Raw genomic sequence first — 23,492 nt, 5'->3', positions numbered from 1 at the left:
GCTTGTGCTCTTCCTGCGTGCCGCAGATAAAGCGCACCGAGGCCATGCCGTAGCCGTAACGGTCGAGCGCCTTTTTGCCGGCCTCAGTCAGTTCCGCATTGTCGGCCAGGCCGAGATAGTTGTTGGCGCAGAAGTTCAGCACCCGCTCGCCCGAGGCAACCTCGATCTCGCCCGCCTGCTTCGAGACGATCACCCGCTCCGACTTGTAAAGGCCTGATGATTTCAAGCCATCGAGTTCGGAGCGGAGGTGGGAAAGAAAAGCATTGGTCATGGCGGGCCGCTTTCACTGTGAAAAGGACGTTTCGTGCCAGACGAGTACCACGACAGCTTTCCCGTTGCAGCAAATTCCAGCGGCCAGGCCATGCGCAGAGGCAGTAGTGAGGGAAAACGACAGGGCCTTTCGCAACAGACCCGCTGGTCTGAAATTTTATGTCGCGCCCTTGGCGGTGCGAGACATATTGCTTCGGCCACTCCAGCTTTTGAGCGGTCGAAGATCGAAGCTGGCACCCTTTGTCCCATCAAGCACCATCCATTCGCGCCGCCGACGCAGCGCGGCTGGATTCCTGTGACAAGCACAGGAATGAGGGAGGGGACGTAGTTGCAGCCAGCGTATTCAGAATCTGGTCCCCAACAATCGCGGCAATATTATCCCAAGCTCAGGACAATGAGACGGGATCATTGGTCAGAGGGCATGCAGATAGGGCGAGATATCCTCCCAATCCGGGTTCATGCGTTCGATCAGGTTCAACTTCCACTTTCGAGGCCATTTCTTGATCGTTTTCTCCCGAGTTATCGCCGCGGTCAGCAAATCAAACTCCTCAAACCAGACCAGCGTCTTGACGTATCTCGATGTGAAGCCGGGCGTCAGGTCGTTCTGATGTTCGTAAAGCCGGGTGGCGAGATCCTTCGTCACGACAACATAAAGCGTGCCTTTCGCTTGGACGCGAGGATGTAGACATAGCCCCTCATGAAAGGGAAATTGGCGATATCGCGCTTATTGCACAAGTAAAAATTGTAGTTGGGTGAAAGAATTTCGACCGCCCGCCACGCCCTCATTCCTGTGCTTGTCACAGGAATCCAGCCGCGCCGCGTCGGCGGCGCGACTTAGCTGGTCTGAGGGCGGAACTCCCCCAACTTCGTACTGCACCAGTGCCGAAAAGATACGAGAATCGGGACAAAGCCCAACCGCGAGAGCTAATCGTCGGGCCTCACCCCTCCAAATACCCGTCGATCACGGCCAGAAATGCCTCGCCGTACCGCTCGCGTTTGCTTTCGCCGATGCCGGGGATGTCGAGCAGCTCGTCGAAGCCGCGCGGGCGCTCCTTGGCGAGCGCGATCAGCGTTGCATCCGGGAAGACGACGTAGGGCGGCACGTTCAGGTCCTTGGCGATGGTGAAGCGCTCGGCGCGCAGCAGTTCGAACAGTTCGAGGTCGGAACCGGCAAGGTCGGCGCGCTCGCGCTGGCTGCCCGATTTCGCCTGCCGCGCCGCCTTGCCCGTCTGCGGGCGGTCCTTGCGAAACAGCACCTGGCGCTCGCGCTTGAACACGGCGCGGGCCTCCGCTTCGAGCTTGACTGCGCCGAAGGCCGTGTGATCGACGCTGACGAGACCGGCGGCCAGCAATTGCCGAAACACCGATTGCCAGGTACGCGCCGGCAGATCCTTGCCGGCGCCGAAGACCGGGATGTCGACATGGCCGAAACGCTCGGTCTTTTCGTTGACGGTCCCCATCAGCACGTCGACGACATGGCCGGTGCCGAAGCGCTCGCCGGTGCGGTAGACGGCGGCGAGCGCCTTGATCGCGGCCTCGGTGCCGTCCCAGGTTTCCACGGGCTTCAGGCAGGTATCGCAATGACCGCAACGACCGGGATGCGCCTCGCCGAAATGCGCGAGGATCGCCTGTCGGCGGCAGCCAGCCGTCTCACAGATCGCCAAAAGCGCATTGAGCTTGCCGCGCTCGATGCGCTTGATTTCGTCCGCCACTGCGCCCTCGTCGATCATCCGGCGGCGCTGCAAGACGTCGGCCATGCCATAGGCCATCCAGACCTCGGACGGTTGGCCGTCACGTCCGGCGCGGCCGGTCTCCTGGTAATAGGCCTCGACCGAGCCCGGCAGATCGAGATGGGCGACATAGCGCACATCCGGCTTGTCGATGCCCATGCCGAAGGCGACGGTTGCGACCAGGCAGAGGCTCTCCTCCTTGAGGAACGCGTCCTGATGGGTGTCGCGCAGCGTCCGGTCCATGCCGGCGTGATAGGGCAGCGCTCGAATGCCCTGCCCGTTCAACCATTCCGCAGTGTCCTCGACCTTTGCCCGCGACAGGCAATAGACGATGCCGGACGATCCGCGGAAGCGGGAGACAAAGCGCAGCAACTGCTGGCGCGGCTGGTCGCGCTCGACAATTTCATAGGCGATGTTCGGTCGGTCGAAGCTGGTGGTAAAGACTTCGGCGCCCTGCAGCGACAAGCGCTCGATAATGTCTTCGCGGGTATGCGGATCGGCCGTCGCCGTCAGCGCGATGCGCGGAACGCCGGGATAGCGCTCGGCAAGCAGGCCGAGGGTGCGATATTCCGGCCGGAAATCATGACCCCACTGCGAAACGCAATGGGCCTCGTCGATGGCGAAAAGCGCAATGCGGGCATTGCCGATGAGATCGGCGAAACCATCGGTGACGATGCGCTCGGGCGTGACGTAGAGGAGGTCAAGCGTGCCATCGGCAATCTGCCGGCGCACGGCCACCGCTTCTTCGCGCGTCAGGGACGAATTGAGTGCCGCCGCATTGACGCCGAGCTGCTTCAACGCCTCGACCTGATCGCGCATCAGCGCGATCAGCGGCGAAACGACGACGCCGAGGCCGGGACGGCAGAGTGCAGGGATCTGGAAGCAGAGCGACTTGCCGGCGCCGGTCGGAAACAGAACGACTGCATCGCCTCCGGCGGCCACATGCTCGACCACCTCCTGCTGCCGGCCGCGAAAGGCGGAGTAGCCATAGACGCGTTTGAGCACATCCAAAGGTGCCGGCGCGGCTCCGTCGAAGAGATGGCCGGCGACGCCCTTGGCGCATTGCGCCCTTTGCCCAATCTCCATCATATCTCCTTTACGGGAATCACCTGATCATCATCGCCCCAAGCGACCGCAATGCCATAGCCTTCCGGTCAACGGAATAGAGCAAGGCAAATCGCGGCGGCTGGACGGGCGGCTTCGGACCTGTTAGCTGAACTCGCCGCCGATGCGACCCTTCCGGTCACCGGCAATCTCGTGGATTGAAAAAACTGGAAAGTAACGATGTCTAGCATTCTGGCGGCAAGCGGCGGCGTCAAGCAGTTAATCTGCATCAACTGGGGGACCAAATACGGCGCGCCCTTCATCAACCGCCTCTATGCCATGGCGGCGCGCAACATCACCCCGCCCTTCACCTTCACCTGCTTCACCGACAATCGCGAGGGTCTGCACCCGGAAATTCTCTGCGAGGATCTGCCGCCGCTGGACATTGGAAAAATGCCCGAGAAGACGCCGGGCATCTGGAACAAATCTCGGCTATGGGGCGCCAAGCTGGGCAACCTCAGCGGACCGGTGCTGTTTCTGGACCTCGATATCGTCATCGTCGGGTCGCTCGACGCCTTCTTCGAGGTCGGAGAACCCGACGATGTGATCCTGGCGCGCAACCAGACGACGCCGTTCGAACGGCTCGGCCAGACCTCGCTGTTTCGCTTCCCGGTCGGCAAGCTGGTGCCGCTGCAGCAGAAGTTCCTGGCCGATCCGCAAGCCGTTGCCAATGAATACCGCTTCGAGCAGCGTTTCGTGACGCGCAACGCGCCGGGCGGCGTAAAACTTTTCCCAAGGCGCTGGGTGCTGCATTTCCGGCAGGACTGCCACTGGCCGCTCCCCCTAAACTACTTCTTCGCGCCGCGCCTGCCGACCGATGCACGCGTGGTGCTTTTCCCCCGCAGCCTGCTGCCGCAGCATGCGATCGACGGACAGTATGGCTATCGCGGCCGCGTGGACACGCCGCTCGGGCATATCCGGCGCCTGTTTTCCGGTGACCGGCGTGAAAAGAATCCAATCCGCTACCTGCGCCACTATATCCGCCCAGCTCCCTGGGTGGCCGAACATTGGCGCGAATAGTCGGCATACTGTTGAGACCGGACCGGATTTCGGCGTGGGCGCGCGACTTTTCGGCGGTCACCGGGCCGCCGGTCCCTTCACGCGGCCGGAGAGCACACCGAAGCCTTCGATGATCGCTTCCTGGTTTTCAAGCCGCGTCACTTCGAACTGTACTTCCTGAAGTGTGCGCAGGAGCTGAGGCACGGCCTCGAGGTCTCCCTCCTCGGTCGCATGCGCCAGTTCCCGCTCCAGCTCGCGCCGCTGCCAATGCAACGCCTTGGAGCGCTGGTGCAGCGCCAGCGCCTGCAGGTAACCCTCGCGCGCATCCTCGGGTGCCGCAGCAGCTGTCGCCGTCCACAGCCGGGCATAGCGGATCTGCTGGTCGATGGCCGCGATCAAGGGCGCAAAGCCTTCGGCTTCCAGCTGTTCCACCAGCCCTTCACGCGTCAGGCGCGGGCCGTTGGCGGCAGCCGCATTGAGCACCGCCGCCCAGCAGCGTTGCAGATCGCGGTGGTCGAACTCGATGGTCGAGATCTCGTCGTATTCGTCAAACAGCAGTTGCGGGTGGTTGACGATGGTGAGCGCCAGCACGCTTTCGCGCAACGAGGGCACCGCCTGCTGGCCGCTGACCAGCGACGAGCGCGCCAGCCGGTCCGAGATTGCCGTCGGACCCGAGGTGTTGGGCTGGCGTCCACCCTGCCCGCCGCGTTGGCCGCCGCCCTGGCGGCCGCCGCGCTCGAATTGCCGCCGCTCGCCGCCGCGACCGGGGCTTGAGGCCTGCAGGAAGGCGTGCAGCCGGTCGCGCATGTCCTGGCCATAGTGGCGCCGCACACTTTCGTCGGCAATGACGGCGGTGACCTGCTTCAGCCTCGCTTCAAGTTCGGCGCGTTTTTCCGGCGTATCGAACGAGCCGACCTGGATTTCACGTTGCCAGACCATCTCGGCCAGCGACCTTGCATTGGCCAGCACCTGGTCGAAGGGCGCCCGCCCCTCTTGCCGCACCAGATCGTCCGGGTCCTTGCCGTCAGGCAGCATGGCAAAGCGCACCGAGCGGCCGGGTTTCAGATGCGGCAGCGCCAGATCGACGCCGCGGTTGGCAGCGCGGATGCCGGCGCCGTCGCCATCGAAGCAGAGCACCGGCTGCGACGTCATCTTCCAGAGCAGATCGAGCTGGTTTTCGGTGAGTGCTGTTCCAAGCGGCGCAACGGCATTCTCGACGCCCGCCTGGTGGAGCGCGATCACGTCCATATAGCCCTCGACCGCGATGATCGTCGCCGTAGCACTTTCGTTTTGCCCGGCATCACCGGGGCGGCTGCCCCCGGACATTGCACGGCGTGCCCGGGCAAAGTTGTAGAGCACGTTGCCCTTGTGGAAGAGCTCGGTCTCATTCGAATTGAGATACTTCGCCGGCGCATCCGGCGACATGGCGCGGCCGCCGAAGGCGATGACCTTTTCGCGCGACGACAGGATCGGAAACATGATGCGGTCACGGAAGCGGTCGTAGGAAACCGGCACTTCGGGACCATGCACCACCAGGCCGCAGGCCTCTATCTGCTCCTTGCCGATGCCCTTGCCGGCCAAAAATTCCTTCAGCGCATTGCGGCTGTCGGGCGCAAAGCCGAGGCGAAAGGTCTCGATGGTGCGGCCGGTCAGCCCGCGCTCGCGCAGATAGGCGCGCGCCTTGGCGCCATTGGCCGTCTGTAGCTGGTCCTCGAAAAACTGGGTCGCCAGCTCCATCACATCGAGCAGGCTGGTGCGTTCCTTTTCGCGCTTCTCGGCCTGCGGGTCGGGCTGCGGCATGGCAACACCGGCCATGTCGGCGATCTGCTGCACCGCCTCGGGGAAGCTCAGGCCTTCGAGATCGGTGAGGAAGCGGAAGTGGTCGCCGGTAACGCCACAGCCGAAGCAATGGTAGCGGCCCTTGCGGTCCTCGCAGTGGAAGCTCGGAGATTTCTCGCCGTGGAACGGGCAGCAGGCCCAGTAGTCGCCGCGCGAGACATTGGTCTTGCGCCGATCCCAGGTGACGCGTTTGGCGATCACGTCCGAAATCGGCACGCGGTCGCGTATCTCGTCAAGAAAGGACTGTGAAAAGCGCATGGGTACCTCTGGTCAATCCTCCATATAGGCGGCGAAACCGCCGGACGCCACAGCGCTGACCGGCCTTGCCCGCAATTCACAGGCTGTAAAAAGGCAATTGCAAACCCCGCTTGCTGTAGGTCATCGGATGATGCGCGTCTAGCGCGAACATGTTTCTACACCCAGGCCGTGCATCGACCCTGACTCCGACCAAGCACAACAGGATGAATTCGCCTCCCGACCTCGGATCCCGCATCATGGCCATCACCGTCGAAGCACTTGCATCCAGCGCCGGCTTCTTCAACGCCGTGCCCAGCGGCATGGGATGGGATGGCCCGCCGGGTCGCAGCAGCCTCTGGCTGTCGCAGGGTTTCATCCGGGAATATTGGGATTATCAGGCGGAGAAGTTCGCGCTGATCGATCAGGCCCATGAAAGGCTCACCGGCAATTTCAATGCCGCAACGGCGCCCGCCGCAGACGAGCGGGCGCAGTCGGTTACTTCAGCAGGTCCTTGACCAGGCCGGAGGCCTTGGCGAAGTCCATCTGGCCGGGATACCGTTCCTTGAGCGCGTTCATGCACTTGCCCATGTCGCGAAGCCCGTGCGCGCCGGTTTCCTGGATCACCGAAGCACAGAGTTCCTTGACCTTATCCTCTGGCAACTGAGCCGGCAGGAACTGGTTGATGATGACGATTTCCTGCCGCTCCTGCTCGGCAAGCTCCGGCCGGCCGCCCTGGTCGTAGATGCGCGCCGATTCCTCGCGCTGCTTGATCATCTTGGCGAGGATCTGCAGGATCTCGTCGTCGCCGACCGGATCCTTGCCCAGGCCACGGTTGGCAATATCACGATCCTTGATCGCAGCCTGGATCAGCCGCACGGTTGAGGTGCGCCGCGTGTCCTTGGCCTTCAGGGCTTCTTTCAGTACCTCAGCGAACTGGTCGCGCATGTCTTTCTCCATGTCGAAGCCGGCCCGCGGTGCTCTTGCCCGGAACCGGTTCGATGCGTCAATGTTGTCGTCGTCTTAAACCAGTGTGGCAGGTGCAATCAAACGGATTACACAACCGCTTGAATTAAAAGGAATTTTATTTCCAGACAATTCACAGCGGCTGGTTGACCGGGCTTTGCGCTTTGGCTATTTTCCCGCACCTGCACGACATTGGCATGTGAGCACTTTTCGCGGGGATTCCGCGCGTCCATGCCTGAGCACATAAAATGGCGATCAGCCGTCGGGCTTTCAAGCCCCGCCTCGCGCCGCAACGGGATAGGAACGATGACCGCGACACCCGCATGGACCACTGAAAAACCCACCGCTTTGCTCGTTCTTGCCGATGGCACCGTCATCGAAGGCAAGGGCATCGGCGCAACCGGCAAGGTGCAGGCGGAAGTCTGCTTCAACACGGCACTGACCGGCTACCAGGAAATCCTGACGGATCCTTCCTACCTCAGCCAGATCGTCACCTTCACCTTCCCGCACATCGGCAATATCGGCGCCAATGACGAGGACATCGAAGACCTGACGCCGGCAGCCCGCCACGGCGCGGTCGGCGTGATCTTCAAGGCCGATATCACCGAGCCGTCGAACTACCGGTCCGTCAAGCACCTCGATGCCTGGCTGAAAGCCCGCGGCATCATCGGCCTCTGCGGCATCGACACCCGGGCACTCACCGCCTGGATCCGCGAAAACGGCATGCCCAACGCCGTCATCGCCCACGATCCCTCAGGCGTCTTCGACATCGAGACGCTGAAGAAGGAAGCCAAGGCTTGGAGCGGGCTTGAAGGCCTCGATCTTGCCAAGGTCGCGACCTCCGGCCAGTCCTCGCAGTGGACCGAGAAGCCCTGGGTCTGGGACGAAGGCTATTCGACGCTCGGCGATGCCGAGGCCGACTACCACGTCGTCGCCCTCGACTACGGCGTCAAGCGCAACATCCTGCGCCTCTTCACCGGCCTCAACGCCCGCGTCACCGTGATGCCGGCAACGACGAGCGCCGAAGAGGTGCTTGCCCAGAAGCCGGACGGCATCTTCCTCTCCAACGGCCCGGGCGACCCGGCGGCAACCGGCGAATACGCCGTGCCTGTCATCCAGGACCTGCTGAAGAGCGATATCCCGGTGTTCGGTATCTGCCTCGGTCACCAGATGCTGGCGCTGGCGCTTGGCGGCAAGACCGAAAAAATGCACCAGGGCCACCATGGCGCCAACCATCCGGTCAAGGATCACACCACGGGCAAGGTCGAGATCGTCTCGATGAACCACGGCTTCGCGGTCGATTCGAAGTCGCTGCCGGAAGGTGTTGAAGAGACTCACATTTCGCTGTTCGACGGCACCAATTGCGGCCTGCGCGTCGCCGGCAAGCCGGTGTTCTCGGTGCAGCATCACCCGGAAGCCTCGCCGGGCCCGCAGGACAGCCACTACCTCTTCCGCCGGTTCATGAACCTCGTGCGCGAGAAAAAGGGCGAACCGGCGCTTGCCGAGCGCTGAGCGCGCGACCGAGACAGCATAGAGGCCCGCTCCAAGCGGGCCTTTTTCATTTGAACCCTAACTTTCTGCCATCCTTAAAACCAGTAGCGGCCGGCATAGACGCAGGTCATGACCGCGCCGGAGAGGATCACGAACAGCCGCACGACTTGGGCCGGCAGCACCCGCACCAGATGACCGCCGGCATAGCCGCCGATCAGCGCGCCCGACAACATCGTCAGCGTCTCAGGCCATTGCACCATGCCCTTCGCGATGAAGATGACGATCGCCGCGAGGCTGACACAGCTGCCGAGCAGGTTCTTCATCACCTTGACCTTGCGGATGTCGCCCGGCTCTTGCAGCGAAAGCACCGCCGTCAGGAGGATGCCGAGCCCCGCACCAAAGAAACCGCCATAGATCGAAGTGGCAAACAGCGCGGCCATTCCTTCGGTCCTTGATGCTTGTCCCTTCCCGCGATGCGTTACGGTCCACTGGCCGATGCGCGGCGCAAACGCAAAGAGCAGCGTGGCAAGGCCGATGAGCCCGGGAACCGGCAGCACGAAGAGGCGATCGGGAAGCGCAAGCAGAACCAGTGCGCCGATGACGCCGCCAACGACGCAGAGGGCGTGCAGGACCAGCATGCGCCGATCGAAGGTCGGCAGCTTCTCGCGATCGGCAATCGCCGCCAGCAGGTGCCCAGGTGCGATGGCAATGGCATTCGAGGCATTGGCAACAACAGGCGGAAGACCCGCGGCAAGCATCGCCGGGAAGGTGATCAGCGTTGCGCCCCCTGCTAGCGCATTGATGATGCCGCCGGCTATGCCGGCGAGAAACAGAAGAGGCGCGATCAGTCCGTCCATGCCATGCCTTTCGCAATGATGCGAAGAGATCTAGCCTGTGGCCGTGACCACGTCTGGAACGTTTGTGACCGCCCGCATGTTTTCGCCATAGGCGCGTGGTGTGGCGCCGAAGACGCGGCGGAAATGACGGCCGAGATGGCTCTGGTCGGCAAAACCATATTTTGCTGCGATGTCGGCCACCGACGTTTCCGATCGCAGATCGCGCCGGGCCGCGTTCAGGCGGTGCATCAGCCGATAGGCGTGCGGCGACATACCGATCAGCCGCGTGAACCGACGACTGAAACCTTCGCGGCTCAGACCATGACGAACGGCGATCTTGCCGACCGTCATGCTGCTTACACCGATATCGCCAAGCCAGAGATCGTCGCTCGCATGTCCCGGCAACCTGCCACCCGCTTGCAATCGTTCCCCAACGCCGCGGAGCAGCGCGAGCGGATCGGCCTCCCCTTCGGAAAGCCCGAGTTCACGAAGCGAGTATACTGTGGGGCCACAGCCTGCATCCGGCAGGGCAGCGTAGAGGTTGAGGCATTGCGCGCCCTCGGGCTCGGCAGCAAGGCTTCGGTGCGGCATACCGGCGGGAATGTGCAGGCACTGCCCCGCCTCGACCCGGAGTATCACGCTTCCCACCTGAAAGGCGCGACAGCCGGAATGCACCGTCGTCAGCTGGCTTTCGGGGTGGAAATGCATGCCAAGTGCCGGTGCAGGCCCGCCAGCCCAGAAGGCGTACTCGACTTCAGGCGACGCCCGGCCCAGCCAATAAGTCCATTGATGGTTCTCGTGCGGGATCATTCGACAACTCGGGCATCCGTTCGGGCGAAGGATAGGTTGGGGCCGCCCGACGCGCAACGGCAGTGATGCACGCCATCTGGCCAATCATTGCAGCTATGCGGCCGACCCTTGCGCGCCGGGCAGATGCTCGGCGATGAAGTCGACCACCGCGCGCACCGACGGCAGTTGCCCCCGCCGATGCGGCATCAGCAGGGTCGTGGTGACGCTGCCCGCTTCCCAATCGGGCAGGACACGAACGAGGCTGCCCTCCTCGATTTCCGCCCGGCAGAGTTTGCGCGGCAGCGCGGTGATGCCGAGGCCGGAAACGGCGGCCGCACGGAGCACATTGGATTCGTCCGCAAGGAAACGCGGCTCCGGACGGACCCGGACGACCACACCCGCATCATTGCGCATCGTCCATCCCTCGGCGGTCAACGACGCCAGAAGTCCGTCATGACGCGAAAGCTCGCTCGGTTCGCGCGGGGCCCCGCGGCTTTCGAGATAGGCCGGTGCCGCCACCAGCCAGATGGCGTCCGTTGCCACCCGCCGCTGCACAAGACCCGAATCGGGCAAGGGCGCGAAGTGATCGCGCACGGCGATGTCGAAGCCTTCCTGGACGACGTCGACGAAACGGTCGGTCGCGTGCACCATCACGCGCATCTTAGGGTATGCGAGCGCCAACGGCGGTAGAAGGCCTGCCAGCGTCATCTGCGCCGTCGGCACTGAGGCGGTGATCCTGACCGTGCCGCTCGGCTCAGCGAGCCGGCCCTTGACGATGGCTTCGGCCGCATCCGCCTCGATCAGCATCGCCGCGGCATGTCGATAGAAGTCCTCGCCGATCTCGGTCACGGTGAAGCGGCGCGACGTGCGGTTGATCAGCCTGACGCCGAGTGTCTTTTCCAGTTCGGCCACGCGCTTGCTCAGCGTCGATTTCGGCATGTTGAGCGCGCGCGCGGCCGGCGCGAACCCCTTGTGATCGACCACATGGGCAAAGACGATGAAGTCGTTGAGATTGCGCATGGCCATTTTCCGATGTCTACAAATGTGGACGATACATCCACATTTGCCCGTCTTCCGCAATATCGTCCATGAATTTATCTCTTCTCCATCGAACTCACATCGAAGGAAAAGATCATGGGTAGCTATCAGGACAAGAAAGCCGTCGTCATCGGCGGCACGCATGGCATGGGCCTGGCGACAGTCGAACGGCTCGTCAACGGCGGCGCGGAAGTACTCTTGACCGGCAACAATGCGGCCAACCTCGCCAAGATCCAGGAGCGCTTCGGGGCGCGTGTCCATGCGGTAAAATCCGACATCTCCGACCTCGGCGAGATCGCCGTGCTCGGGGCGACCGTCGGCCAAAAGCTGGGGTCGATCGATCTGTTGCACGTCAACGCCGGCACGTCGCTGCTCGAACCGTTCGACCAGGTGACGGAGGCCTCCTACGACCGACAGTTCACCATCAACACCAAGGGCGCCTTCTTCACCGTGCAGCGGCTGGCGCCGCTCATCCGCGACGGCGGCTCCATCGTCTTCACCTCTTCTGTCGCCGATGTCGGCGGTCATGCGGGCATGGCTGTCTATAGCGGCAGCAAGGCGGCACTGATCTCGTTTGCCTCCGTCTTTGCCGCCGAACTGTTGCCACGCGGCATCCGCGTCAACTCGGTCAGCCCCGGCTTCATCGACACGCCGACCAAGGGCGTTGCCGGCATCACCGATGCCGAGCGTGCAGAGTTCAAGGCGCTGGGGGACGCGATCACGCCCATGGGCCGCAACGGCACCGCCGACGAAGTGGCCCGCGCCGTGCTGTTCCTCGCCTTCGACGCGACGTTTACCACTGGCGCGAGGCTGACGGTCGATGGCGGTCTCGGCCAGCAATTGTCGCCGGCTGCCTGAAACAAGCCAGAACGGAGAATCGGATGTCCAATTGCATCACCATCATCGGCCTCGGCGCCATGGGCACGGCCCTCGCAAACGCCCTCATCGAAGCAGGCAACGTAACGACGGTCTGGAACCGCACCCAGGCGCGGGCTGACACACTTGTTGCCCGCGGCGCGCGCCGAGCCGAAACGGTGCAGGAAGCCATCGACGTCAGCGACGTGATCGTGCTGTGCCTCACCGATTATACCGCCGCCGAAGCCACGCTTGCCGACGCCGCTCCCTTGCTGGCCGGCAAGACCGTCGTCAACCTCACCGATGGTCGCCCGGACGAGGTCCGGGCGATCGCCGGCCGTCTTGGCGGATACGGTGCGCTCTATCTCGACGGCGGCATCATGGCGACGCCGCCGATGATCGGCTCGTCGCACGCCTTCATTCTCTACAGCGGCAGCGCCGATGCGTTTGAGGGCGCAAAGGAGCAACTGGCTGCCTTTGGCCAGAGCCACTATCTCGGCGAAGATCCTGTTCTCGCCGCGGTCAACGACCTCGCATTGCTGTCGGCGATGTACGGCCTCTTCGGCGGCTATCTGCACGCAACGGCGCTTGCCGGCAGCGTTGGCGTCACGGCAATACAGTTCCTAGCCTTCGTCGAGCCCTGGCTGGCAGCGATGATGACGGCTCTGCCCGACCTTGCCGAGCGGATCGACAGCGGCGACCACGCCCGCGACGTGATGTCGAACCTTGCGATGCAATCGGTGGCGATCACCAATATCGTCGCCGCAAGCCGCAGCCAGGGCATCGATCCGGCGTTCATGGATCCGATCGAAAGACTGGCGCAAAAGCGCCTCGCCGGCGGCTTCGGTGCCGACGAGATCTCCGGCATCATCGAGGGAATGCGGGCAAAATAGGGTTCTGTCGTCCACGGGTGGCAGGCGCCGGCGAAAGCAGCGTCCGCCGCTCGCCTAAACATCGTCATAACCAACCGGCTCGAGCAAAACGGTCCGCGGTCGAAAGGTCGCGGGCCCTCGCTTGCTGTTGACCCGCCGCCGGGCTTCACGCATCCTCGCCGCAACTGGAGGTGACGATGATTACAGGTCCACAGTGCCGCGCCGCCCGGGCTCTGATCGAAATTTCGCGCGAGATGCTGGCGAGCTTTTCAGGCGTCGACGAAGACACGATCCTGAAGTTCGAGCGCAAGCTGGAAAAGCCCGCCGACGCGGTGATCGTGTCGCTGACGCATGCACTCGAAAATGCCGGCGCCATTTTTCTGCCGGAAGGCGAACGCGGCATCGGCGTCTGCCTGAAGTTTACCCGTTCCGAGGCACGTCGCCTCTCCATTCTCGAAAGCGAGGGCGGCGTCGTCGGCGATGACGAGGTTCCGGGGGCTTGAACGAAGGGCAGTTCGACTCTGATTTCAACGCCTTAGCCGCCGCGCTTGAATCAAATTGACCGCCCGTTGAATCCGTTTACGAACAAAAAAGCCCGCCGTTGCCGGCGGGCTTTTCATGAGATGGAATGCCTGAGCTTACTTGCAGGCGCCGCAAAAGCGCTGGATGCGGCGGCATGCTTCTTCCAGCTGCGCTTCCGACGTCGCGTAGGAGATGCGGAAGTTCGGGCCGAGGCCAAAGGCCGAGCCATGCACGACGGCAACGCCTTCGGCTTCGAGCAGCTCGGAGACGAAGTCTTCATCAGTCTCGATGACCTTGCCCGACGGTGCGGTCTTGCCGATCAGGCCGGCGCAGGACGGGTAGACGTAGAAGGCGCCTTCCGGCGTCGGGCACGCAATGCCCTTGGCCTGATTCAGCATCGACACCACGAGATCACGGCGACCTTCGAAGATCTTCTTGTTCTCGGGGATGAAGTCCTGTGTGCCGTTGAGCGCCTCGACGGCAGCCCACTGCGCGATCGAGGTTGCGCCCGAGGTCTGCTGGCCCTGGATCATGTCCATGGCCCTGATCAGCTGCAGCGGGCCGGCGGCGTAGCCGATGCGCCAGCCGGTCATGGCATAGGCCTTGGAGACGCCGTTCATGGTCAGCGTGCGGTCGTAGAGGCCGGGCTCGACTTCGACAGGGGTCGCGAACTTGAAGTCGCCATAGGTCAGGTGCTCGTACATGTCGTCGGTCAGCACCCAGACATGCGGGTGCTTCATCAGGACGTCGGTCAGCGCCTTGAGTTCTGCGTGGCTGTAGGCAGCGCCCGACGGGTTGGACGGCGAGTTGAAGATGAACCACTTGGTCTTCGGCGTGATCGCCTTGTCCAAGTCGGCAGGCTGGAGCTTGAAGTTGTTTTCCTGCGTCGCCGAAACAGTCACCGGCGTGCCGCCGCACAGCGCCACCATCTCCGGGTAGGAAACCCAGTAGGGCGCCGGGATGACGACTTCATCGCCCGCGTTCAGGGTCGCCATGAAGGCGTTGAAAAGAATCTGCTTTCCACCGGTGCCGACGATCGTCTGGGCGGCGGTGTAGTCGAGGTTGTTCTCGCGCTTGAACTTCTTGGCGATCGCTTCGCGCAGTTCCGGAATGCCGGATACCGGCGTGTACTTCGTCTCGCCGCGGTTGATCGCGTCGATCGCAGCCTTCTTGATATTATCAGGCGTGTCGAAATCCGGCTCCCCTGCACCAAGGCCGATCACGTCGCGTCCCTTCGCTTTCAGCTCGCGGGCTTTCTGCGAAACGGCGATGGTGGCGGAAGGCTTTACACGGGAAAGGGCATCGGCAAGGAAGGCCATGATGAAAGGTCCTGATCGTTTCGAGACGCGGTGAGCGCTACGGAACGAAAAAGTCAGGCTCCATAGCGGTTAGGTCTATGTCGAAAGACGCCCGGTCTTGCAAGCGCCAGAGCCTGAAAAACCGCCGGAATGCGGGCAAAATGCGTCACCATGACAAAGTTTCATGAGTGTGATCAGCAATCACGATCGACGCGCTCCGCCTGAGGTGATGGCAGCCCCGGCCAGAACGGTCCGCATACCGACAAGAAACCGGGGCTTCCATCCGATGAAGGCGCGGTCAGTCAGACACGTGCCACGGTCCCGATTTATTCAGAAAAAACAGCGGATTTCGACTTTTTTCGAAAAGCCATATTTTGGCCACAACAACTGTCGCGGAACGCCGCAATTCCGTCCCGCAACAGCCGATTTCCGGACCTTTCCTTCCATGATCCGAACGCATGGCATGACGGGGGTATGCAATGTTTCTCGACGACGAAATCGCTGAATCACGGACACGGCAAAACGAAGCGCGCTGGGGCATGTATCTGGCGCTCGCAGCGCTCGCCGCCTGCATCGTGATGATCCTCGGCCTGATGACCCAGGCCTCGGCCCAGACAGCAAACGCCAGGCCCGAGCAGATGGCCGGCTATGTCAGGCCCAACGACATGGGCACCGGCGCCCTGCTCTTCCCCTCCAAGGAGCCCGGCTATTTCGTCGAGGCGCCGCGACTGGCGACCGACGTTCAGATCGACGTCAACGGCCCGATCATGCGCACCCGGGTGACGCAACGGTTCCAGAACCCGAGCAAGGGATGGGTCGAAGGCACCTATGTCTTCCCGCTTCCCGATGATTCCGCCGTCGACACGCTGAAGATGCAGATCGGCGACCGCTTCATCGAGGGTCAGATCAAGCCGCGCCAGGCGGCCAAGGAGATCTACGAGCAGGCAAAGGCCGAGGGCAAGAAGGCGGCGCTGCTCGAGCAGCAACGCCCCAACCTCTTCACCAATCAGGTCGCCAATATCGGCCCTGGCGAAACGGTGGTGGTGCAGATCGAATATCAAAGCGGTGTGCGCCAGTCGAACGACGCCTTCACCTTCCGCTTCCCGATGGTGGTCGCCCCTCGCTACAATCCGCAGCCGGTCGTCCAGACCGTCGATCTCGACAGCCGCTCCGGTTATGCCGTCAGCGATCCGGTCCCCGATCGCCAAAAGATCGAGCCGCCGGTGCTTGATCCGCGCGAGAACGCCAGGATCAACCCGGTGACGTTGACGATCAACCTGAAGGCGGGCTTCCCGATCGGCGAAGTGACATCGGCCTTTCACGAGATCGAAACGACCACCCTCGACCAGCTTACTCGCAAGATCACGTTGAAAGCAGGAAGCGTTCCGGCCGACAGGGATTTCGAACTCAGCTGGAAGGCTGTCGCAGGCAAGAGCCCCTATGCTGGCCTCTTCCGCGAGACCGTCGACGGCAAGACCTATCTCCTGTCTTTCGTCACCCCGCCGGTCACTGCGACCGCGACTGACAAACCACTCCGGCGCGAGGTGGTCTTCGTCATCGACAATTCCGGCTCGATGGCCGGCCCGTCGATGGAGCAGGCAAAGGAAAGCCTGGCGCTGGCGATCTCGCGGCTGAAGCCGGAAGACCGGTTCAACGTCATCCGCTTCGACGACACGATGACTGTGCATTTCCCTGGGCTCGTCGAGGCGACACCTGACAAGCGCGAGGACGCGATCTCCTTCGTGCGCGGCCTGACCGCCGACGGCGGCACCGAAATGCTGCCGGCGCTGGAAGCGGCCCTGCGCACGCAGGGACCGGTTGCCGCTGGCGCCCTTCGCCAGGTGGTCTTCCTCACCGATGGCGCCATCGGCAATGAAGGCCAGCTTTTCCAGGAAATCCAGAACAACCGCGGCGACGCGCGCGTCTTCACCGTCGGCATCGGGTCCGCGCCCAACAGCCATTTCATGACCAAGGCGGCTGAGTACGGCCGCGGCACCTTCACGCTGATCGGTTCCGAGAGCCAGGTGGCCGCCCGTATGGGCGAGCTTTTCACCAAGCTCGAGAGCCCTGTTATGACCGACATCTCCGCCACTTTCGAGGGTGCGGCCACGGGCGACATCACCCCGAACCCGATGCCCGATCTCTATCGCGGCGAGCCGGTCGTGCTGACGGCCGAACTCGACGGCGCCGCGCCGGAAGGCAAGCTTCGCATCGTCGGCAAGGCCGGCGACCAGCCCTGGCGCGTCGAGATGGACATCGCCAAGGCGGCAACCGGCGAAGGCGTCGCCAAGCTCTGGGCCCGCCGTAAGATCGACGATCTCGAGGCAAGCGCGGCGACGATCGCCGACCCGGCAACGCTCGACAGGCAGATCGAAACCGTCGCGCTCGCCCATCACCTGGTCTCGCGCGTCACCAGCCTTGTCGCCGTCGATGCGACACCGTCGCGGCCCGCCGGCGAAAACCTGACGGAAACCGCTGTGCCGCTCAACCTGCCGGCCGGCTGGGACTTCGGCAAGGTTTTCGGCGAGAAGTCCGATGCGACAGAAAAGGTCGACGAGCGCGAGGCTTCGGCCGAAAGCCAGACGAAGCTCGCAATGCTGACCGCCGACCGCATGCTGGCGGCACCGACGGCGCGCGCCGCCGGCCTGATTGCCGAAGCCAACAAACAGGTGAACCTGCCGCAGACGGCAACCGAAGCAGACAAGCAGATCCTCATCGGGCTGATGCTGCTCGCCTTTGCCCTTGCTGCCGGCAGCACCTTCGTCTTCTGGCGTGGGCAGATCGCCGCCCTCGTCACATCAGGGGTTCGACGCCATGGCCGCTGACGACGACCTGCCCGGGCCACGCCCGGGCTTCCTCGCCCGTCTTTCGGCGATCGAGACGATCGTGGTCGCGCTCATTGCCCTGTTCGCCCTTGCCGGCCTGATGCTGGTCGGCAAGGGATTTTACATGAAGGCCAAGGCCGAGGTCTCTCAAGTCCTCTTGAAAAAGAGCTTCGAGGCGCAATTGCACGGCGAGGCCAATGGCAGGCCCTGGCCCTGGGCCGACTTCGAAACGACAGCGGAAATCATGGCGCCGCGCATCAACCGCTCGGCGATCGTGCTCAAGGGCGCAAGCGGCCAGGCGCTTGCCTTCGGACCTGCCTGGCTCACAAACACCCCCCTTCCCGGCGACGAAGGCACCTCGGTCATCGCCGCCCACCGCGACACGCATTTCCGCTGGCTGAAGGATGTGTCCGCGGGCGACCTGCTGGTGCTGACCCGCAAGGACGGGCGGCGCTTTCTCTTCCGCGCCGGCGAAGGCCGGGTCGCGCGCTGGGACGAGAGCGGCATCAACGCCTCGGCCAGTGGCCACAAGCTGGCGCTTGCCACCTGCTTCCCTTTCGATGCGATCGAGCCGGGACCGATGCGCTACATCGTGACCGCCGAACTGGTCGGCGAGCAGCATCCGGTGCCGCTGACGACAGGCTCGGTTTCGAAATAAAGCCATTTTGATCCGATTTGACTTGAACGAACCGGGTGACCACTCCAGCTTGGCGTGTGGCGGCATGAACTGATCGGAGATATCGAATGTGGCAGGCGCAGGCATCAAGGCTGGAAACGACCCGGATGGCGGGAACAATTCGCGCGCTGCCGCTCCTCGCCGGCCTTGTTTCGTTTGCCGCCCCGTTTGCTGCCGCAGCACAGGAAACGCGTGAGTTTCCCTCCCAGCATGGCGACGTTCTCGTCGAAACGCTGGCGAGCGGGCTCGAACATCCCTGGTCCGTCGAGGTGCTGCCGGACGGCAGTTACATCGTCAGCGAGCGCGCCGGTCGGCTGCGCATCATCCGCGACGGCAAGGCCTCGGCGCCGCTTTCCGGCGTGCCTGAGGTGGCCGAGCAGGGCCAGGGTGGCCTGCTCGACATCGCCCTTGCCCCCGATTTTGCCACCAGCCGCACGCTCTACCTGACGCTCGCGGCCAGTGGAGACGGCGGTTTCGGAACGGTCCTGGTGCGGGCGGCATTGTCGGCGGATAATTCGGACCTGACCGACGTCAAGGAACTGTTCCGGATGAACAAGCTGACCCGCAACGGCCAGCATTTCGGCTCGCGCATCGCATTCGCGCCTGATGGCAGCCTGTTCTTCGGCATCGGCGACCGCGGCGAGCGCGAGCGCGCCCAGGATCTGCACGATCATGCCGGCGCCATCCTGCACATCAACGCCGACGGCAGCATTCCCGCCGACAACCCCTATCGCGGGGGCACCGAGGGCCTGCCGGAAATCTGGTCCAAGGGGCATCGCAATCCGCAGGGCATCGCCATTGATCCGAAGGACGGCACGCTTCTGACGGCAGAGCACGGCGCGCGCGGCGGCGACGAGGTCAACAACCCGCAATCCGGCCATAACTACGGCTGGCCGGTGATCACCTACGGCAAGGACTATTCCGGCGCCGAGATTGGCGAAGGCACGGCCAAGGACGGCTTCGACCAGCCGATCTACTACTGGGATCCCTCGATTGCGCCAGGCGCGCTCGCGGTCTATCGCGGCAAGATGTTTCCGGAGTGGGATGGCAACCTGCTGGTGGCGGCGCTGAAGTATCAGCTCCTCGCCCGGCTGGAGCGGGACGACACCGGCGCTGTGACCTCCGAGGAACGGCTGTTCGACGGCGAGTTCGGCCGTATCCGCGACATCGTGGTGGCGCCGGACGGCGCACTGCTGATGGTGACGGACGAAGAGGATGGCGCCTTGCTCAGGGTCTCCAAGGCACCGACGCAGTAATACCAACCGGCGCTCGTATAAATCCAAATTCGGGATCAGAGATCGGCGCGAACGTCCTTGCGGAACATAAACTTCAATCCGGACCAGACCGCATCGACGGCGCAGACCTTGGTGTCGACGAGCCCGAGCGGCAGAAAGATCTCGCGCAAGACGTCCTCCGTCAGCGTCGTCGGAACCTTCGATGCGCGCTTCGGCCACGAGATCCACATCATGCCGTCGGCCTTGAGGCTCGCCGCAAGCGGTAGTGCCAGCGCTTCAAGCTTTGCCCTCTCCACGGCGAAGACGTGGATGTAGTCGTGCCGACGTGACGCCGGGCCGTCGACGGCGGTTTCGCACCTGGAGAACCCTGGAAAGCCGGCAATATCGGTCAGATCGTCAGGGACGCCAAGCAACAGCGCTGACTGCCCGCCCCTCATGCCCAGCTTGCGGACAAGCGGCGTTCCCGAATAACCGCTCTCGCCCATCTCCACCGTCCCCATCTCCACCATGCAACCGTCGCCGGCACGCCGCGCAGATCAGCCGGCCGCCGACGATGAGCCTTGCCCGGAAAAATCGCAACTGATAGACGGCGAAGCATCTGAGGAGAGCAATGATGACCCGCGTCCAGGCCAATCTATTCCTGCTGTTTTCCGGCGCCATCTGGGGTGCCGGCTTCGTCGCCCAGTCGACGGCGATGCAGGCGATCGGACCGCTCTGGTTCATCACGCTTCGTTTTGCCATCGCAACCCTGGTCGCGCTGCCGCTCGCCGTCGTTGAAACCAGGCGGGCGCCGCAGCCGTTGACCGGCAGGACCCTTCGCAACTTCGTGTTTGTCGGGCTCGCGCTTTTTGCAGGCGCCGTTACGCAGCAATACGGGTTGCTCACCACCAGCGTCACCAACTCCGGCTTTCTAACCGGGCTTTACGTCGTCTTCGTCCCGGTGCTGACCATCATCTTCCTCCGCCGCAGGCCGCACTGGATCATCTGGCCCGGCGCGCTGATGGCCCTGCTCGGTATCTTCCTTTTGAGTGGTGGCGCTCTGTCGAGCCTGACCGGTGGTGATTATCTGACTGTTGTCTGCGCCCTGTTCTGGGCACTGCAGCTGATGCTTGTCGGCATCTTCGCACCGAGCAGCGGCCGGCCGATGCTGCTGTCGATGACGCAGTTTGCCGTTTGCGCCGTACTCGGCTGCGTCGTCGCTTTGGCGATCGAGCCCCTGAGCATGGAGGCGGTTAAGGGCGCGCTGCCGGAAATCCTCTATGCGGGCATCTTCTCCAGTGGTGTCGCCTTCATCTGCCAGGTCGTCGGCCAGCGCTACACCACGGCACCGCAGGCAGCGATCTTCCTGTCGAGCGAGGCGCTGTTTGCAGCCCTCTTCGGGGTGCTGCTGCTCGGGGAGATCATCACGCCCATCGGCTATGTCGGTTGCGCCATCATCTTTGCCGCCATGCTGGTCGTCGAGATCGTGCCCGAGATCACGAAAGGTGGCCGGAAGGAAGCCGCAGCCTGAGACGAGATAGGCATGCGCGGGGACCTGCAGAACTATAACCCTTGATTTTGGCGGGTACTGAACTGCTGCGTTACTTGTTATTGCCCCGCCCCGCAAAGCTGTTGCTTCACTTTAAAGCGCCGCGATGCAACCTGCCGATTCCCGGTTATTACTTGCAGGATTTCTGCAAAGCGAACCGCCACGGTGCCCGACAGCATCACTTTGGCAAGAAGCTTCAACCATATCAGTCGCTTGACAAATGAATGGACCTGTTTGGCAGCCATCGCGGCGTCGCCGATTGCGGCGAAAAACGGCGCAAAGCACTCAACTTCTCGGCACATTCGTTCAAAAAGCTGTGATTTCAACAGCTTGCGATGCACCTTCAATATCACCTGAAAAATCGGCGACTGACCGAATTTTGAGCAATGGCAAGACGCAATACCACTTCTAAAAAGTTTTGCTTGCCAATTCAAAATAAACCCATCAATCTTACTCTGTTCGGGCAATCTACGAGCATGGGAAGATCTTGAAATAAAAGCGGGCCGGAGACGCAAAAACTCCGGGTGGCCAGACTGGGGGGGACGCGAGTTTGCAACCTTTCCGATGGCTGGCTGCGGTAACAGGAACCTTTCCTCAAATATCGAGAACTGCCTGCCCAACGCCCAATCGGGCAAACTGCAATGCTACCCGTCCGTCAAACGGGTGGAGAGAAAAGGACCTGACGCATGGCCGAAACTGGCACTGTTAAATTCTTCAACACCGACAAGGGCTTTGGTTTCATCAAGCCTGACAACGGTGGTGCAGATATCTTCGTACACATCTCCGCTGTCCAGGCTTCCGGCCTGAACGGCCTGTCGGAAAATCAGAAGGTAAGCTTCGACACCGAACCGGATCGCCGCGGCAAAGGCCCGAAGGCGGTCAACCTGCAGATCTCCGGCTAACACCGGTTCTGCTGAAAGATTCAAGTTGAAGCCCGGCAGCGATGCCGGGTTTTTTTGTTCAGGCCCCGTTCAGTTTGGCGTGGTTAACACTCTTTCATCATGAAGGCCGGAAACGCTCCGGACCATGCACAGGATTGAAGCCATGAACAAGTTCATCAAAGCGACGGTTCTCTCGGTCATCGCCGCCGCCTCGGTTCTCCCGACCCTCAGCACGGCTGAGGCTGGTGATTGGAACCGCCGCAGGCACTATGACAACGGTGACGCCGTTGCACTCGGCGCTCTTGGCCTGGCGACCGGCGTGATCATCGGCGGCGCGATTGCTTCGCAGCCGCGTTACAGCGAGCGCGTCTATGTCGACCCGGAGCCCGATTATTACGAGCCGCGCCCGGTCTATCGTCCGCGCCCTGTCTATCGCGCGCGTCCGGTTGTCGTCGACAACTATGGCGGCGGCTACGGCGGCGGCGGCTACGGTTCGCTCGAGCCCTGGACCCCGTCCTGGTATCGTTATTGCTCGCAGCGCTACCGCTCGTTCAACCCGGACAACGGTACGTTCCGCGGCTACGACGGCCGCAGCTACTTCTGCGACGCAGGCTGATTGAAAAGCCGCGATGCGATAAACAAAAAGCGCATGCCTTTTCCCGGGGCATGCGCTTTTTCATTACGGCCTATATTCCCGAACCGGGGCCCGCGTCTTTTCGGGGTCAGAGACCACGCAGATAGGGGTTGGTGCGCCGCTCTTCACCAATCTGTCCACCGGGGCCATGGCCGCAAATGAAGCCGACCTGATCGCCGAGCGGCAGGATCTTGTCGCGGATGGAATCGAGCAATTGCTGATGATTGCCGCCGGGAAGATCGGTGCGACCGATCGAGCCGTGGAACAGCACGTCGCCGACATGGGCAAAATTCTGCACCCGGTTGAAATAGACCACGTGGCCAGGCGCATGGCCGGGGCAATGCAGCACTTCAAACACATGATTGCCGAAGGAGACGGTATCGCCGTCCTCCAGCCATTGGTCGGGTACGACGTTCTCGACCTTCATCGCCAGGCCGAATTTCTCGGCCTGCTCTTCCAGCCGCGACAACAGCGGCAGATCGTCCTTGTGCGGGCCGATGATCGAAAGCCCGAGCGCTTCCTTCAGTTCCTTGGCACCGCCGGCATGGTCGATGTGGCCGTGCGTCAGCCAGATCGCCTTCAGCGTGATGCCGTTCTCCTGGATCGTCTGGAGGATCACATCGACGTCGCCGCCGGGATCGACGATCACGCCTTCCTTGGTTTCAGCATCGAAGAGAACCGTGCAGTTCTGCTGGAAATGAGTAACCGGGATGATGCCCGCCTGTAGCATGCCGTCTGCGCCTCACTTAGATGTCGTTGGCACACCTATAGCGCCAAACGGCATCAGACACAGCGCGAATTAAAGCATGTCGCACAAAAGTGTTCAGCAGTTTTGCGATGACGACATGCGCAAAAACAAGAGCTTAAAGC

The 23,492-nt window shown here is 62.7% G+C and carries 22 protein-coding genes and 2 pseudogenes; 12 read left to right on the top strand and 12 right to left on the bottom strand.

The window, feature by feature from the left end:
* The 3 genes and pseudogenes from BKP54_RS15575 to recQ all read right to left on the bottom strand — a co-directional run.
* A pseudogene (locus BKP54_RS15575) lies at nucleotides 1-271 on the bottom strand (glycine C-acetyltransferase); the annotation flags it as partial.
* A gap of 411 nt (nucleotides 272-682) precedes the next feature.
* Nucleotides 683-969 (bottom strand): annotated as a pseudogene (locus BKP54_RS15570) (GIY-YIG nuclease family protein).
* Nucleotides 970-1,208: 239 nt separating this feature from the next.
* Complete coding sequence (recQ, locus tag BKP54_RS15565) at nucleotides 1,209-3,086, bottom strand: DNA helicase RecQ (protein WP_025427887.1); 1,878 nt, start codon at nucleotides 3,084-3,086, stop codon at nucleotides 1,209-1,211.
* Between the two features lie 198 nt (nucleotides 3,087-3,284).
* Here recQ and BKP54_RS15560 point away from each other — a divergent pair, with 198 nt between their 5' ends.
* On the top strand, nucleotides 3,285-4,124 hold the full coding sequence (locus tag BKP54_RS15560) for a hypothetical protein (RefSeq protein WP_025427888.1): 840 nt from the start codon (nucleotides 3,285-3,287) through the stop codon (nucleotides 4,122-4,124).
* Nucleotides 4,125-4,181: 57 nt separating this feature from the next.
* On the opposite strand, the gene dnaG is transcribed toward BKP54_RS15560, so the two are convergent.
* Nucleotides 4,182-6,200: a DNA primase gene (dnaG, locus tag BKP54_RS15555; RefSeq protein WP_084814562.1), complete on the bottom strand. Its 2,019-nt coding sequence runs from the start codon at nucleotides 6,198-6,200 to the stop codon at nucleotides 4,182-4,184.
* Nucleotides 6,201-6,436: 236 nt separating this feature from the next.
* Between dnaG and BKP54_RS15550 the strand changes: the two genes are divergently transcribed.
* On the top strand, nucleotides 6,437-6,694 hold the full coding sequence (locus BKP54_RS15550) for a hypothetical protein (protein WP_025427890.1): 258 nt from the start codon (nucleotides 6,437-6,439) through the stop codon (nucleotides 6,692-6,694).
* Here BKP54_RS15550 and BKP54_RS15545 read toward each other — a convergent pair.
* On the bottom strand, nucleotides 6,675-7,124 hold the full coding sequence (locus BKP54_RS15545) for a GatB/YqeY domain-containing protein (protein WP_025427891.1): 450 nt from the start codon (nucleotides 7,122-7,124) through the stop codon (nucleotides 6,675-6,677). The two genes, BKP54_RS15550 and BKP54_RS15545, sit on opposite strands and share 20 nt — an antisense overlap.
* Before the next feature lie 324 nt (nucleotides 7,125-7,448).
* Between BKP54_RS15545 and carA the strand changes: the two genes are divergently transcribed.
* The gene (gene carA / locus BKP54_RS15540; protein WP_025427892.1) at nucleotides 7,449-8,654 is read left to right on the top strand and encodes a glutamine-hydrolyzing carbamoyl-phosphate synthase small subunit; all 1,206 of its coding nucleotides are present in this window, start codon (nucleotides 7,449-7,451) and stop codon (nucleotides 8,652-8,654) included.
* A 74-nt stretch (nucleotides 8,655-8,728) separates the two neighbouring features.
* On the opposite strand, the gene BKP54_RS15535 is transcribed toward carA, so the two are convergent.
* The 3 genes from BKP54_RS15535 to BKP54_RS15525 all read right to left on the bottom strand — a co-directional run bounded on the left by BKP54_RS15535 (nucleotide 8,729) and on the right by BKP54_RS15525 (nucleotide 11,278).
* A complete protein-coding gene (locus BKP54_RS15535) occupies nucleotides 8,729-9,490 on the bottom strand; it encodes a sulfite exporter TauE/SafE family protein (protein ID WP_025427893.1) in 762 nt (253 codons plus the stop codon).
* A 30-nt stretch (nucleotides 9,491-9,520) separates the two neighbouring features.
* Entirely contained in the window at nucleotides 9,521-10,279 is a 759-nt protein-coding gene (locus tag BKP54_RS15530; protein WP_025427894.1) for an AraC family transcriptional regulator, read from the bottom strand.
* 93 nt (nucleotides 10,280-10,372) lie between these two features.
* Nucleotides 10,373-11,278: a LysR substrate-binding domain-containing protein gene (locus tag BKP54_RS15525; protein WP_025427895.1), complete on the bottom strand. Its 906-nt coding sequence runs from the start codon at nucleotides 11,276-11,278 to the stop codon at nucleotides 10,373-10,375.
* Between the two features lie 114 nt (nucleotides 11,279-11,392).
* Between BKP54_RS15525 and BKP54_RS15520 the strand changes: the two genes are divergently transcribed.
* The 3 genes from BKP54_RS15520 to BKP54_RS15510 all read left to right on the top strand — a co-directional run bounded on the left by BKP54_RS15520 (nucleotide 11,393) and on the right by BKP54_RS15510 (nucleotide 13,526).
* On the top strand, nucleotides 11,393-12,154 hold the full coding sequence (locus BKP54_RS15520) for an SDR family oxidoreductase (protein WP_025427896.1): 762 nt from the start codon (nucleotides 11,393-11,395) through the stop codon (nucleotides 12,152-12,154).
* Nucleotides 12,155-12,177: 23 nt separating this feature from the next.
* Nucleotides 12,178-13,044, top strand: coding sequence for an NAD(P)-binding domain-containing protein (locus tag BKP54_RS15515; RefSeq protein ID WP_057221059.1), 867 nt, complete (start codon nucleotides 12,178-12,180; stop codon nucleotides 13,042-13,044).
* Nucleotides 13,045-13,220: 176 nt separating this feature from the next.
* Complete coding sequence (locus tag BKP54_RS15510) at nucleotides 13,221-13,526, top strand: hypothetical protein (RefSeq protein WP_025427898.1); 306 nt, start codon at nucleotides 13,221-13,223, stop codon at nucleotides 13,524-13,526.
* Nucleotides 13,527-13,661: 135 nt separating this feature from the next.
* Here BKP54_RS15510 and BKP54_RS15505 read toward each other — a convergent pair whose 3' ends face one another.
* Nucleotides 13,662-14,864: a pyridoxal phosphate-dependent aminotransferase gene (locus tag BKP54_RS15505; RefSeq protein WP_084814561.1), complete on the bottom strand. Its 1,203-nt coding sequence runs from the start codon at nucleotides 14,862-14,864 to the stop codon at nucleotides 13,662-13,664.
* A gap of 518 nt (nucleotides 14,865-15,382) precedes the next feature.
* Here BKP54_RS15505 and BKP54_RS15500 point away from each other — a divergent pair.
* From BKP54_RS15500 to BKP54_RS15490, 3 genes are all read left to right on the top strand, one after another.
* The gene (locus tag BKP54_RS15500; protein WP_244496098.1) at nucleotides 15,383-17,668 is read left to right on the top strand and encodes a marine proteobacterial sortase target protein; all 2,286 of its coding nucleotides are present in this window, start codon (nucleotides 15,383-15,385) and stop codon (nucleotides 17,666-17,668) included.
* On the top strand, nucleotides 17,658-18,326 hold the full coding sequence (locus BKP54_RS15495; protein ID WP_025427901.1) for a class GN sortase: 669 nt from the start codon (nucleotides 17,658-17,660) through the stop codon (nucleotides 18,324-18,326). Before BKP54_RS15500 ends, BKP54_RS15495 begins: the two co-directional genes overlap by 11 nt.
* A gap of 125 nt (nucleotides 18,327-18,451) precedes the next feature.
* Entirely contained in the window at nucleotides 18,452-19,600 is a 1,149-nt protein-coding gene (locus BKP54_RS15490) for a PQQ-dependent sugar dehydrogenase (protein WP_051509213.1), read from the top strand.
* A 35-nt stretch (nucleotides 19,601-19,635) separates the two neighbouring features.
* Here BKP54_RS15490 and BKP54_RS15485 read toward each other — a convergent pair whose 3' ends face one another.
* On the bottom strand, nucleotides 19,636-20,088 hold the full coding sequence (locus BKP54_RS15485; protein WP_038576303.1) for a hypothetical protein: 453 nt from the start codon (nucleotides 20,086-20,088) through the stop codon (nucleotides 19,636-19,638).
* Nucleotides 20,089-20,192: 104 nt separating this feature from the next.
* Here BKP54_RS15485 and BKP54_RS15480 point away from each other — a divergent pair, with 104 nt between their 5' ends.
* Entirely contained in the window at nucleotides 20,193-21,089 is an 897-nt protein-coding gene (locus tag BKP54_RS15480) for a DMT family transporter (protein ID WP_025427904.1), read from the top strand.
* Between the two features lie 77 nt (nucleotides 21,090-21,166).
* Here the strand turns inward: BKP54_RS15480 and BKP54_RS35130 are convergent, their stop codons facing one another.
* A complete protein-coding gene (locus tag BKP54_RS35130; RefSeq protein WP_128090426.1) occupies nucleotides 21,167-21,574 on the bottom strand; it encodes a hypothetical protein in 408 nt (135 codons plus the stop codon).
* 219 nt (nucleotides 21,575-21,793) lie between these two features.
* Here BKP54_RS35130 and BKP54_RS15470 point away from each other — a divergent pair, with 219 nt between their 5' ends.
* Nucleotides 21,794-22,009, top strand: a complete 216-nt coding sequence (locus tag BKP54_RS15470) for a cold-shock protein (protein WP_025427905.1) — start codon at nucleotides 21,794-21,796, stop codon at nucleotides 22,007-22,009.
* 142 nt (nucleotides 22,010-22,151) lie between these two features.
* Nucleotides 22,152-22,604: a BA14K family protein gene (locus tag BKP54_RS15465; RefSeq protein WP_025427906.1), complete on the top strand. Its 453-nt coding sequence runs from the start codon at nucleotides 22,152-22,154 to the stop codon at nucleotides 22,602-22,604.
* Nucleotides 22,605-22,710: 106 nt separating this feature from the next.
* Here the strand turns inward: BKP54_RS15465 and BKP54_RS15460 are convergent, their stop codons facing one another.
* Nucleotides 22,711-23,352, bottom strand: a complete 642-nt coding sequence (locus BKP54_RS15460) for an MBL fold metallo-hydrolase (protein WP_025427907.1) — start codon at nucleotides 23,350-23,352, stop codon at nucleotides 22,711-22,713.
* Between the last annotated feature and the right edge of the window lie 140 nt (nucleotides 23,353-23,492).

The sequence above is a fragment of the Ensifer sp. 1H6 genome (genome assembly GCF_001976035.1).
Classification (GTDB): domain Bacteria; phylum Pseudomonadota; class Alphaproteobacteria; order Rhizobiales; family Rhizobiaceae; genus Ensifer; species Ensifer canadensis.
The sequence above is the reverse complement of the archived record's forward strand: the minus strand, read 5'-3'. Positions and strand labels throughout refer to the sequence as shown.